This window comes from Aliiroseovarius sp. (assembly GCF_965228805.1).
Taxonomy (GTDB): Bacteria; Pseudomonadota; Alphaproteobacteria; order Rhodobacterales; family Rhodobacteraceae; genus JASBTN01.
In genome coordinates this window covers 2,244,103-2,256,554 of sequence record NZ_CBDDIE010000003.1, presented here as the reverse complement: position 1 = coordinate 2,256,554, position 12,452 = coordinate 2,244,103, and the positions used below count along the sequence as shown (strand labels likewise).

The 12,452-nt window shown below is 64.6% G+C and carries 11 protein-coding genes; 3 read left to right on the top strand and 8 right to left on the bottom strand.

Annotated features, from left to right (window positions below; all coding sequences use genetic code 11):
* Position 1: 1 nt before the first annotated feature.
* The 4 genes from ACO07D_RS12045 to ACO07D_RS12030 all read right to left on the bottom strand — a co-directional run bounded on the left by ACO07D_RS12045 (position 2) and on the right by ACO07D_RS12030 (position 4,414).
* Positions 2-904 (bottom strand): extensin family protein, encoded by a 903-nt coding sequence (locus ACO07D_RS12045; RefSeq protein WP_421703189.1) that lies wholly within the window; start codon positions 902-904, stop codon positions 2-4.
* Entirely contained in the window at positions 901-1,821 is a 921-nt protein-coding gene (locus ACO07D_RS12040; protein ID WP_421703188.1) for a prephenate/arogenate dehydrogenase family protein, read from the bottom strand. Before ACO07D_RS12040 ends, ACO07D_RS12045 begins: the two co-directional genes overlap by 4 nt.
* On the bottom strand, positions 1,818-2,903 hold the full coding sequence (gene hisC, locus ACO07D_RS12035) for a histidinol-phosphate transaminase (protein WP_421703187.1): 1,086 nt from the start codon (positions 2,901-2,903) through the stop codon (positions 1,818-1,820). The genes ACO07D_RS12040 and hisC overlap by 4 nt, the downstream gene beginning before the upstream one ends.
* Before the next feature lie 95 nt (positions 2,904-2,998).
* Positions 2,999-4,414, bottom strand: coding sequence for an aminotransferase class V-fold PLP-dependent enzyme (locus ACO07D_RS12030; RefSeq protein ID WP_421703186.1), 1,416 nt, complete (start codon positions 4,412-4,414; stop codon positions 2,999-3,001).
* Between the two features lie 102 nt (positions 4,415-4,516).
* Here ACO07D_RS12030 and ACO07D_RS12025 point away from each other — a divergent pair, with 102 nt between their 5' ends.
* Positions 4,517-4,978 carry an Lrp/AsnC family transcriptional regulator gene (locus tag ACO07D_RS12025; RefSeq protein WP_421703185.1) on the top strand — a complete coding sequence of 154 codons (462 nt, stop codon included), beginning with the start codon at positions 4,517-4,519 and terminating at the stop codon, positions 4,976-4,978.
* Between the two features lie 6 nt (positions 4,979-4,984).
* Here the strand turns inward: ACO07D_RS12025 and ACO07D_RS12020 are convergent, their stop codons facing one another.
* Genes ACO07D_RS12020 through gabT form a run of 3 tightly spaced genes read right to left on the bottom strand, consistent with a single transcriptional unit; the run spans position 4,985 to position 9,000 of the window.
* Complete coding sequence (locus ACO07D_RS12020) at positions 4,985-6,421, bottom strand: aldehyde dehydrogenase family protein (RefSeq protein WP_421703184.1); 1,437 nt, start codon at positions 6,419-6,421, stop codon at positions 4,985-4,987.
* A gap of 47 nt (positions 6,422-6,468) precedes the next feature.
* A complete protein-coding gene (locus ACO07D_RS12015) occupies positions 6,469-7,683 on the bottom strand; it encodes an acyl-CoA dehydrogenase (RefSeq protein ID WP_421703183.1) in 1,215 nt (404 codons plus the stop codon).
* A 12-nt stretch (positions 7,684-7,695) separates the two neighbouring features.
* Positions 7,696-9,000 (bottom strand): 4-aminobutyrate--2-oxoglutarate transaminase, encoded by a 1,305-nt coding sequence (gene gabT, locus ACO07D_RS12010; RefSeq protein WP_421703182.1) that lies wholly within the window; start codon positions 8,998-9,000, stop codon positions 7,696-7,698.
* A 137-nt stretch (positions 9,001-9,137) separates the two neighbouring features.
* Between gabT and ACO07D_RS12005 the strand changes: the two genes are divergently transcribed.
* On the top strand, positions 9,138-9,710 hold the full coding sequence (locus ACO07D_RS12005; RefSeq protein ID WP_421703181.1) for a cupin domain-containing protein: 573 nt from the start codon (positions 9,138-9,140) through the stop codon (positions 9,708-9,710).
* A 9-nt stretch (positions 9,711-9,719) separates the two neighbouring features.
* On the top strand, positions 9,720-10,826 hold the full coding sequence (locus tag ACO07D_RS12000) for a CaiB/BaiF CoA transferase family protein (RefSeq protein WP_421703180.1): 1,107 nt from the start codon (positions 9,720-9,722) through the stop codon (positions 10,824-10,826).
* A gap of 302 nt (positions 10,827-11,128) precedes the next feature.
* On the opposite strand, the gene ACO07D_RS11995 is transcribed toward ACO07D_RS12000, so the two are convergent.
* Complete coding sequence (locus ACO07D_RS11995; protein WP_421703179.1) at positions 11,129-12,448, bottom strand: TRAP transporter large permease; 1,320 nt, start codon at positions 12,446-12,448, stop codon at positions 11,129-11,131.
* Positions 12,449-12,452: the final 4 nt, after the last annotated feature.

Below are 12,452 nucleotides of genomic sequence, written 5' to 3'. Positions count from 1 at the left end.
CTCAGCGGCAGTAGGACCCGCCGCGATGGCGGGCGGTGTCCATGTGCAGGTGATCCTGGTGATACCGGTCCGCGTTCGGGCCCAGCACCGTGCCGAAGGGCCCGCAGGCGGCAGCGTGAGCGGCCTTCAGAACCTTGCCCTGCACCGGATCACGCCAACCGTTCAGTACCGAGATCGTGACCCCGTTCTTCAACACGAAACCCGAGATGTCGATGGCATGGCCCTTGCCATGTTCGCTGATCTTCGCACCCGGCTGGTTGTTGCGGGTGCGGCAGGAATAATGCGCGGCGACGCGCAGGCTGGAAAGTCCACCGCCCAGACGTCCGACCGCCGGTTTCACGCCGGTCTCGACCCAGCGGTTCAGCGCCTTGGCCGTGTCGCAATCCATGACCGATGCCTGGCTGAGCGTTACCCCTGCAATCTCGGTCACGCGCACGGCGTCCGAGATGCCGCAACCGGGCAACCGTCCGGGGATCGGGTCGATCTTCTGGCCGCGGATTTCCCGCACGCCGCAGACTGAGCCGCGGCGGGATTGGCGGCGGGTGCGCGTCTCGCTCACCGGTGTCGGGGCTGGCGTGGCAACGGTGGCGGTGCGGACCGCCGGGCGCCGTTTCGGACGCGGGGACCGGCTAACTGCAGCCTCGGTGACGGGCCCAGTTGCCTGCGTGACGGCGGTCTCGATGGCCGCAGTCGTAACCACTCGGCTGCCAGGTCTGCGCTGCGGGCGCGGCGAGCGGCGCGGGGCCTCGGCAGTGGCCGTCGCGACCGAGCCGACAATGGGCGGGGCGACGGTTTCCGTTCCGGGCCGCTTGATCGGACGCGGTGACGTCGCGGGCGCATAGGCCACGGCCTGCCCCACCAGCGAGAAGGTCAGCGTTACAACCAGAGCTGCCAGCGATTTCACTTCTGCGTCCCTCCGCGCCCGAAATCCGGGGCGTCGGTGTCCTGCCCCGCCTCGATGATACCACGACGGATCGCACGCGTATGGGTGAAATAATCGTGAAGCAGCTCACCATTGCCAGTGCGGATCGCACGTTGCAGGGCGAAAAGCTCCTCGGTGAAGCGGCCAAGGATTTCCAGCGTGGCTTCCTTGTTGGTCAGGAAGACGTCGCGCCACATGGTCGGGTCCGAGGCGGCGATGCGGGTAAAGTCGCGGAAACCGGCAGCCGAATACTTGATGACCTCGCTGTCAGTCACCCGGCGCAGGTCGTCGGCCACGCCGACCATCGTATAGGCGATGAGGTGCGGCGTATGGCTGGTCACGGCGAGCACCAAGTCGTGGTGATCGGCATCCATCACGTCGACATGTGAGCCCATGCCCTTCCACAGGTCCCCCAGCCGCTCGGTCGCGGTCTCGTCCGTGCCCTCGACCGGCACGATCAGGCACCAGCGGTTGTCGAAAAGCTCGGCAAAACCCGAGGTCGGGCCGCTGTGTTCGGTGCCTGCCAGTGGGTGGCCGGGGATGAAATGCACGCCCTCGGGGATGTGCGGCTGCACGGCCTCGATCACGGCTTTCTTGACCGAGCCCACGTCGGTGACGGTCGCGCCCGGTTTCAGATGCGGCCCGATCTCGGCGGCAACGGCGCCCATGGCGCCCACGGGCACCGCGAGCACGATCAGGTCAGCGTCCTTAACCGCCTCGGCGGCGGTTTCGGTGACGCGGTCGACCAGGTTGATCTGGGCGGCCACATTGCGGGTCTCGGCGGATCGGGAGGTGCCGACGATCTCGCCGACCAGACCACCGCGACGCATCGCATGGGCCATGGAACCGGCGATCAGGCCCAGCCCGATCAGGGCAACACGTTGATAGATCACGCTCATTCCACCGTCCCCTTGAACCGTCCGATCACATGGGCCACGCGGCGGCAGGCCGGTTCGTCACCGACCGTAATGCGTAGCGCCTCGGGGAAGCCATAGCCACCCACGCGGCGCACAATCAGCCCGTCGGCTTTCAGCGCTTCATCGCAGGCGACGGCCTCTGCCTCGTCGGCAAAGCGCACCAGCAGGAAGTTGGCGTGGCTTTCATCCACCTCCAACCCATGGCCGATCAGCGCCTCGCGCAGCCAGGCGCGCAGGCGGTCGTTTTCCCGCACGCAGCGGTCCACGTGGTCACGGTCGCGCAGCGCGGCTTCGGCGGTGGCCAGCTGCGGCTCGGACAGGTTGAACGGCCCGCGGATGCGGTTTAGCACGTCGATCACCTCGGCCGGGCCATAGCCCCAGCCGACGCGCAACCCGCCCAGACCATAGGCCTTGGAGAAGGTGCGCGTCATCACCACGTTGTCGCGGCTGTCCACCAGCGAGGCGCCGCCGTCGAACCCATCGGCGAACTCGGCATAGGCGCCGTCCAGCACCAGGAGCACTTTTTCGGGCAGGCTTTCGGCCAAGCGTTTCAACTCGGCAGGCTTGACCATCGTGCCGGTCGGATTACCCGGGTTGGCAATGAACACCAGGCGCGTGCGCGGGGTGCAGCCCGCCAGGATCTTATCCACGTCGACCACGCGGTCGGACTCGCCGACCTTGACCGGCGTGGCGCCTGCGGCCAGCGCCGAGATCTTGTACATGGAGAAGCCGTGTTCGGTGTAGATCACCTCGTCCCCCACGCCCGCATAGGCCTGGCAGAGGAAGGCAATGATCTCGTCCGAACCGACGCCGCAGATGATGCGGGTCACGTCCAGGTCGTGCTGTTCGGCGATGGCTGTACGCAGGGGCGTGTGATGCGTGTTGGGGTAGCGATGCAGGTCGTGGCTGGCGCGACGGAAGGCTTCCGTCGCCTTTTCGCTGGGCCCGAACGGGTTTTCGTTCGAGCTGAGTTTCACCACGTCAGTCACGCCCTCGATCTTCGAGGCCCCGCCCACGTAAGGCGCGATCTCCAGAATTCCTGGCTGCGGCTTGATATCGCTCATGTCCCGGCTCCTTGATTGCGCCTCTCTTAACGCCGGGCCGGGGTGGCGAAAAGGGGCAAAGGAGGGCACGCGCAGATTGCGGCCCCCTGTGGCGCTTAGGCCGCTTTGGCGCGGCGCGACCATTGGCCGCTGGCCGGGTCAAAGGCGTATTTGGGCCGGTGCTGGTCGATCTGCGCGGTCAACTCGGTGATCGCATCCAATATGCGCGCCACCTTTGCGGTGTCGTCCAGATAGGTAAAGTTCAGCCGCGTCCAGCCCGGTTTCTCGACCATGTCGCCAGCCGCCAGCGCATCGTGGATCGCCTGGGACTGCGCCTGTTCAATGCCCAGCAGCCGGTGCCCATACGGCCCCGCACAGGCACAGCCCCCACGCGCCTGGATGCCATATAGGTCCGACAGCATGCGGGTGAACAGCTGGGGAGAGACCACCTCCCCTGCCCCGTCGCGAATGATCAGCGAGAAGATTGGCAGGCGGTGCGGCTTGTCCGCGCCTAGGATTGTGATCTGCGGGTTGGCGCCCCAGGCGGCTTCGGCCATGGCGCGGAACTGCGCCTCACGGGCCGCGATGGTGTCCTCACCCACTGCCTCCTTGACCAGGAAAGCAAGCCCCGCGCGGATGTCACCAACAATGTTGGGCGTGCCCGCTTCCTCGCGTGCGGCCAGGTCATCGACATAGTCATGCCGCCAAGGCGAGACGAAGCTGACCGTACCACCGCCTGGCCAGGAGGGGCAGCGTGCCCGCACAGCTTCCTTGCGCAGAATCAACACACCCGAAGCGCCCGGCCCGCCCGGGAACTTGTGTGGGCTGACAGCGATGGCATCCATGCGCGTCGCGTCGATGTTCAGGTAGGGACCGGCGCCCGCATAGTCCCAGACCGCCAGCGCGCCATGCGCACGCAGGAGGTCGATCACCGGATCCGGATCGGTGATGATGCCGGTCACGTTCGACGCCGCCGAGAAAGCGCCGATCTTCAGATCAGCCTGGCCGTGTTCATGCAGCGCCCGGGCCAGCGCCTCCAGGTCGGGACCACCTTCGGGGGCCTCGGGGATCTCCACCACCTCCGCCCGGCTTTCGCGCCAGGGCAGGATGTTTGAGTGGTGTTCATACGGCCCGATGAAAACCACCGGCCGTTCGGCACGGTTCACGCCCAGAAGATGCACCAACCTGTTCAGCCCGGCGGTGGCACCGGAGCCGGTAAAGATCACCTCATGCGCGTCACCTGCCTTGGTGATACGCGCGATCTCGGCCCGGGCAGCTTCCCGCAGCGCCGTGGTATGGGCGCCGCAGAAAGAGGCATCGGTGTGGGTGTTGGCATAGAAGGGCAGCACCTCGTCGCGGATGAAATCCTCGACCTGTGTCAGGGCGCGGCCGGAGGCGACGTTGTCGGCGTAGATCAGCGGCACATCCCCCTCGGGACCCGGGATCAAGCGCCCCTCGCCAATGAGCCCTGCGGACAGATCGCGCACGGCGTGAGTGGTGGTGATACGTGTGCGAAAGGCGGCAAGGCTCATGGCGGGGACTCCTGTGTTTCATACAGGATGACCCGCAGCGGATGGGAAATCGTTACCTATTTCTGCGTTGTTAACACGTTGTTTGGGTCATATGATCGCGTTATGAACTTAAATGTAGACCAAATTGATCGTGCCCTCTTGGCGGAGCTGCAAAAGGACGCCTCCCTGTCGCAGCGCGAATTGGCGGAGCGCGTGGGCATGTCACAGAACGCCTGCTGGCGACGATTGCAGGCGCTGACAGCCAAGGGCGTACTGGACGGATCGCGCGCCCGTATCAACCGCCAAGCCCTGGGGCTGGACCTGGTGGTGTTCGTGATGCTGCGCACCCGGCACCACTCGGCCGAGTGGCTGGCCACCTTCCGTCGCCACGTATTGACCATTCCCGAGGTGGTGGATTTTCACCGCATTGGCGGCGACTACGACTATCAGCTGAAGGTCGTGACCCAGGACATGGCCAGCTATGACCGGGTCTATCAGCGGCTGATCGAGGGGGTCGAGCTGGACAGTGTCACCAGCTACTTCGCAATGGAGGCGATTGCCGAGAACCGCCCCCTGCCGTTGTAGGTCGCCTTAGCCAGCGAATTCGTAGGCGGTCTTGACCACCGTGTAGAACTCGGCGGCGTAGCGCCCCTGCTCACGCGAGCCGTGGCTGGAGCCTTTGCGCCCGCCAAACGGCACGTGGTAGTCCACGCCCGCCGTCGGCAGGTTCACCATGACCATGCCCGCCTTCGACCGACGCTTGAAGGCACGCGCGTGTTTCAGGCTGGATGTGCAGATGCCCGAGGACAGGCCGAACTCGGTGTCATTCGCCACCGCCAGCGCCTCTTCATAGTCCGCAACCTTGATGATCGACGCGCAAGGGCCAAATATCTCTTCGCGCGACGAGCGCATAGCGTTGGTCGCATTCACGAACATGGCCGGAGCCTGGAAAAAACCTTCGGTGTCACGGTTCAGGCGTTCGCCGCCGATGACCTCGGCGCCCTCTTCGCCCGCAATGTCGACGTAAGACAGGTTGTTCGCCAACTGCTTCTCCGACACGACCGGACCCACTTGGGTGGTGGTGTCCAGTGGGTTGCCAATGGTCAGCGCCTGCATTTCGGTGGTCAGGCGTTCGACGAAAGCGTCGTGAATGCCCGCCTCGACCACGATACGCGACGACGCGGTGCAGCGTTGACCGGTCGAGAAGAAGGCGCCGTTCAGAACAGCGGGAACAGCCACATCCAGATCGGCATCGTCCAGCACGACCATGGGGTTCTTGCCGCCCATCTCCAGCTGGATCTTCTTCATCCCGCGCGCGGCTTGGGCAGCCAGGTTCTGACCCACGGGCACCGACCCGGTGAAGGAAATCGCATCGACCTTCGGGTGGTTGACGATGGCGTCGCCGACAACCGAGCCACGGCCCATCACCAAGTTGAACACGCCCGCGGGGCAGCCCGCGGCATCGATGATCTCGGCCAGAGCATGGGCCGAGGCCGGGGTCAGGTCGGCGGGTTTGAACACCACGGTGTTGCCATAGGCCAGCGCCGGGGCGATCTTCCACGCAGGGATGGCGATGGGGAAGTTCCAGGGGGTGATCAGACCGACCACACCGACCGGCTCGCGGGTGACTTCGACGGCGACATCCGGGCGGACCGAGGCGACGGCATCGCCGGTCACGCGGATGGCTTCCCCGGCGAAGAAGCGGAAGATCTGCGCGGCGCGGACGGTTTCCCCCTTGGCCTCGGCCAGGGTCTTGCCCTCTTCGCGGGCCAGAAGCGTGCCGATCTCATCCGCGCGGGCAAAGAGCTGCTGCGCGACCGCTTCCAGCAGGTCCGAACGCACCTGCGGCGAGGCCATGGCCCAGCCGTCCAGCGCCGCATCTGCGGCGTCGACGGCGGCATTGACCTGGTCCACATCGGCGCGGGCATAGGTGCCAATCACATCGGACAGGTCGGCGGGGTTGCGGTTTTCGGACGCATCGGACGCACCGATCCATTCCCCGGCAACGAGGTTCTTTTTCATCGTCATGTCTCCGAAAGGAAAACGGGCGGCCTCTTCAGGCCGCCCGGGGTGAGTTAGCCGAACGCCTGCAGTCCGGTCTGTGCGCGTCCGAGGATGAGGGCGTGCACGTCGTGGGTGCCTTCGTAGGTGTTCACGGTCTCGAGGTTCACCATGTGGCGCATCACGTGGAAGTCCTGGGAAATCCCGTTGCCGCCGTGCATGTCGCGGGCGTGGCGGGCGATTTCCAGCGCCTTGCCGCAGTTGTTGCGCTTGATCAGGCTGACCATTTCGGGCGCGGCTTTCGCTTCGTCCATCAGGCGGCCGACGCGCAGCGCGGCTTGCAGGCCCAGGGTGATCTCGGTCTGCATGTTGGCGAGTTTCAGCTGGAAGAGCTGGGTCTGCGCCAGCGGCTTGCCGAACTGCTTGCGATCCAGCCCATATTGCCGCGCGCCGTGCCAGCAGGCTTCGGCGGCGCCCATCGCGCCCCAGGCGATGCCATAACGCGCGCGGTTCAGGCAGCCGAACGGGCCTTTCAGCCCCTCGACATCGGGCAGCAGCGCGTCTTCGCCCACCTCGACATTATTCATCACGATCTCGCCCGTGATCGACGCGCGCAGCGAGAGTTTTCCTTCGATTTTCGGGGCCGACAGCCCGGCCATGCCCTTTTCAAGCACGAAACCCTTAATTTTCCCCTCATGGGCGTCGGATTTCGCCCAGACGACGAAAACATCCGCGATCGGCGCGTTGGAGATCCACATCTTGGACCCGTTCAGAACGTAGCCGCCATCGGTCTTCTTGGCGGTGGTTTTCATGGCTCCGGGATCCGATCCCGCGTCCGGTTCGGTCAGGCCGAAACAGCCGATCCACTCGCCTGATGCCAGCTTGGGCAGGTATTTTTTCCGTTGTTCGTCAGTGCCATAGGCGTAGATCGGGTACATGACCAGGCTGGACTGGACCGACATCATCGAGCGGTAACCTGAATCAACACGCTCCACCTCGCGCGCGACCAGACCATAGGTCACATAGCCCGCGCCGATGCCGCCATAGGCCTCGGGAATGGTGGTGCCCAAGAGGCCCATCTCGCCCATCTCGCGAAAGATCTCGGGGTCGGTGGTTTCCGTCGCAAAGGCGTCGGTGACGCGGGTCATCAGCCGGTCCTGGGCATAGGCGGCCGCGGCATCGCGCACCATGCGCTCGTCCTCGGCCAACTGGTCTTCGAGGAGGAAAGGGTCGGACCAGGTAAAGCCCGCGAGCGCCGGTTGCGACTGGGGGGAAAGGTCTTTTGCCATGATCTAAGCTCCTTATTCAGCCGCTTGGGCGGTGGTGTTTACGGCAGCCTCGACCGAGGCTTCGATGATGTCCAGGGCCTCTTCGACCTGGTCCATCGGGGTGGTGAGTGCTGGCAGCAAGCGCACAGCGTTGGCGCGGGTGCCGCAGGGCAGGATGATCAGACCGCGGGCCTCAGCCTCGGCCACGATGGCCTGGGTCAGCGCCGGGTCCGGGTTGTTGGTGACCCGGTCGGTGACCAGCTCGAAGGCCACCATCGCGCCCAGGCCGCGCACGTCGCCGATGGCTTCCATGCCCTGGCGGTCGGCGATCGCGTTCAGGCGGGCCTTGATCACCTCGCCAATCTCGGTCGCGCGGGCACAGAGGCCCTCTTCCTCGATCACCTCCAGCACGGCGTTGGCCGCAGCCACGGCCAGCGGGTTGCCGGCATAGGTGCCGCCGATGCCGCCAACGGGGGCGGCATCGACGATCTCGGCCCGGCCGGTCACGGCTGAGAGCGGGAAGCCGCCCGCCAGGCCCTTGGCCATGGTCACGAGGTCCGCGGCCACGCCTGCGTGTTCGAAGGCGAAGAGCTTGCCGGTCCGGGCGATGCCCGCCTGCACCTCATCCGCGATCAGAACGATGCCATGGTCGTCACAAATCTTGCGCAGGGCGCGCAGGAATTCGGGCTGTGCGATATTGAAGCCACCTTCACCCTGCACCGGCTCGATGATCATCGCGGCGACACGCTCGGGGTCGATCGAGCTTTTGAACATGTTGTCCAGCACCGCCAGCGACGCCTCCATGGTGACGCCGTGGAACTCATTCGGGAAGGGGGCGTGCAGCACTTCGGGCGGCATGGCGCCGAAGCTTTTCTTGTAGGGGGTGACCTTGCCACAAAGCGCCATGCCCATCAGGGTGCGGCCATGGAAGGCGCCCGAGAAGGCGATGACACCGGAGCGGCCGGTATAGGCGCGCGCCATCTTGACGGCGTTTTCAACGGCTTCGGCGCCGGTGGTCACCATCATGGTTTTCTTGGCAAAATCACCGGGGGTCGCGGCGTTCAGACGCTCAGCCAGGGCCACGTAGCTTTCATAGGGCGCGACGTGGAAGCAGGTGTGGGTGAACTGTTCTGCCTGGGCGGCAACGGCGGCCATCACCTTGGGATGACGATGGCCGGTGTTGTTCACCGCGATCCCGGCGGCGAAGTCGATGAAACGCTTGCCATCGGCGTCCCACAATTCCGAGTTTTCGGCACGAACGGCATAGATGCCACGGGTGGCCACACCATTGGCGACAGCAGCGTCGCGGCGGGCTTTCAGATCCTGACTGTTGCTCACAGCGTCCTCCTCAACGAAAGTCGATACGATTCCCAGCGTGTATTGCTCAAAAATTTGAGCATTGCTAGTAAAAAACGAGCAGTATCCTGCGATTCGCCGCTTGGCACAGCTCGGCCAGACCCAAAGGAGGGCCAAAGGTGACCAATGATTTTGATGTGGGCTCACGACTCAAGGAGCTTCGCACACAGTTCAATCTCTCGCAAAGACAGCTTGCGGAGGCGGCTGGCGTGCCACACGGACAGATCTCGATGATCGAAACGAACCGGTCCTCCCCGTCGGTTGCAAGCTTGCGCAAAATTCTGGGCGGATTTGGAATCACCATGTCCGAGTTCTTCGAGCCAGACGAGGCGCCGATGCAGCAACCCTTCTTTACCCCGAACGAATTGCGCGACCTGACCTCGCAGCTTTACGCGGACGGGGACGGCATGATCCGCCTGAAACAGGTGGGTGATGCGAAGGCGCACGGGTTGCAGCTGCTACATGAACGTTACGAGCCCGGTGCGGACACCGGCGAAAGCATGATCGAACACGAAGCCAACGAGGGCGGGATCGTCATCGCGGGCGAGTTGGAGGTCACCGTGGGCGACGAGGTTCGGGTGCTGAAGGCGGGCGATGCCTATCTGTTCGACAGCCGTAATCCACATCGTTTCCGCAATATCTCGGATCGGGCCTGCGAGGTCATCTCGGCCTGCACGCCCCCCTATCTGTAAAGGACGCACATGCACCCTCTTGAAGGCCTGAAGGTCGTTGAACTTGCCCGGATCCTGGCCGGGCCATGGATTGGTCAGGCACTGGCGGATCTGGGCGCCGAAGTCACCAAGGTCGAAAGCGCGGCCGGGGATGATACCCGCAGCTGGGGCCCGCCCTTCATCGAACGCGATGGCGACAAGACGGCAGCCTATTTCTATGCGGCAAACCGGGGCAAACGTTCGGTCGTGGCGGACTTCCGTACGCCGGAGGGGCAGGAGCTGGTGCGCGATCTGATCAAGGATGCCGACATCCTGATCGAGAACTTCAAGGTGGGGGGCCTCGCGAAATACGGGCTGGATTATGACAGCGTGAAGGACCTGAACCCGCGGCTGATCTATTGCTCGATCACCGGGTTTGGGCAGGACGGACCCTATGCGCAGCGCGCGGGATATGACTTCCTGTTGCAGGGCATGTCGGGGCTGATGTCGATCACCGGGGAACCTGACCGCCAGCCGCAGAAGGTCGGCGTGGCGGTGACTGATGTGGTCACCGGGCTTTATGGCACAATCGGTGTGCTGGCGGCGGTCGAACAGCGTCACCGCACCGGCAAGGGGCAACATGTGGATATGAGCCTGCTCGACTGTGCTACGGCGATGCTGGCGAACCAGGCGATGAACTACCTGGCGACCGGCGACAGCCCGATGCGCCGCGGCAACGCCCACCCGAATATCGCGCCCTATCAGGTGCTGCCGGTGAAGGACGGGCATTTCATCCTGGCGGTGGGCAATGACGGGCAGTTCCTGCGCTATTGCGGTGTAATCGACCGGCTGGACCTGGCGGGCAATCCGGATTATGCGACCAATCAGCTGCGCGTACAGAACCGGGTGGCGCTGACCGCCGAGATCGAGAAATCGCTAGCCGGTTGGACCGCAGCGGGCATCCTTGAGGCCTGCGAGAAGGCGACGGTACCGGCGGGGCCGATCAACTCCATCGGGCAGGCGTTCGACGACCCGCAACTCCAGCATCGCGGGATGGAGATCGCGCCGGAGGGCGTGAAGGGCGTGCGTGGGCCGTGGCGGTTCTCGGAGGCCGAGCTGAAGCTGGACACGACTGCGCCGGTGCTGCCGAAGGGCTAAGGACCGAAGCGGGGCGGCGACCGACCCTGGGTGGGCGCGTGCGCAACGAAGATGTGAGGCAAAAAGAGCGCCCAAAGCGCACCGGAAGTTCTGGTTGAAACGTCGCATTGCGCCCTCCCGTGGGGATGAGGAGGGGACCGTCGCCCCAGTGGGGCGGCGAAAGCCCCGACGAACGGGCGCCGCCCCGCTTCGCGGTGCGAGGGTTGCACCGTAAAAAAGAGGGCCGCCTTGGGGAAAGGCGGCCCTAAGTCGGGGAGAAAACCCGGAAGATACGGCGCCCTACGCAGGCGCCGTTTTTCGTTTCAGAACAAGAGGCTCGGCAGCCAGAGCGCGATCTGCGGGAAGGCCACGACCAGCCCCAGCCCGATGATCTGCAACGCCACGAAGGGCAAGGCTGCCTTGTAGATGTCGCCGATGGTGATCTCTGGCGGCGCGACCGAGCGCATGTAGAACAGGTTGTAGCCGAAGGGCGGCGTCAGATAGGCCGACTGCATCGACAGGATGAACAGCACGGCAAACCAGGTCGTATCGAAGCCCATCTCGCGCACGATCGGCACGAAGAGCGGTACGGTGATGAAGACGATGGCGAAATCATCCAGGAACATGCCCAGGATGAAATAGGTCGCCAGCATCGCCACGATGACCATCATCGGCGGCAGGTCGAAATCCTCGATCACCTCGCCAACGATCATGCCCGCGCCAAGGCCGACGTAGATCTTCGAAAAGAACACGGCGGCGATGGTGATCCACATCAGCATGCCCATGAGCTTGGTCGTGGTCAGCATGACGTAACGCATCATGTCCCAATTCACCCGCCCATGCAGCGCGGCGATCACCAGGGCGCCGAAGGCACCGATGGCCGAGGCCTCCGACGGTGAGGTCACGCCGCCGATGATGCAGCCCAGCACGGTGGTGATCAGCAGGCCCGGCGCGATCAGGTGGCGCAGGGATTTCAACTTCTCGATGCCCGAGAAGCGTTCCTCCGGCGGCGCGGGCGGGCCGAGCTCCGGGTTGATGCGGCAGCGGGTCAGCACATAAAGCATGTAGATCCCCGCCAGCATCAGCCCCGGCATCAGACCGGCAGCAAAGAGCTTACCGACAGAGTCGCGGCTGAGGAAGGCATAGATGATCATCAGCACGGACGGCGGGATCAGGAAGCCCAGCGCACCCCCGGCCATGATCGTGCCGGTCACCAGTTTCTTGTCATAGCCCCGGTTCAGCATGGCGGGCAGCGCGATGATGCCCAGGGACACCGTGGCCGCGCCCGACACGCCCGCCATGGCGGCAATCAGCGCACAGATGATGACCGTGCCGATCCCCAGACCTCCGGGCACGCCGCCCATCAGCTTGTGGATCATCTCGAACAGGTCATCGGTTATGCCCGACCTTTGCAGCACCAGCCCCATGAAGATGAAGAGCGGCAGGGCAACCAGCAGGAAGTTGTCCATCGCCGAATAGGTCGAGCTGACCAGCAGGTCCAGGCCGCCCGGCCCCCAGAGCACATAGGCGCTGCCGACGCCCGAAATCGTCAATGCCCAGGCCAGCGGCGCACCCAACGCCATCAGGGCCAGCATCGACAGGAACATGATTGCCGTGATCGTCAGCGGATCGAGTTCGGCCATGAGT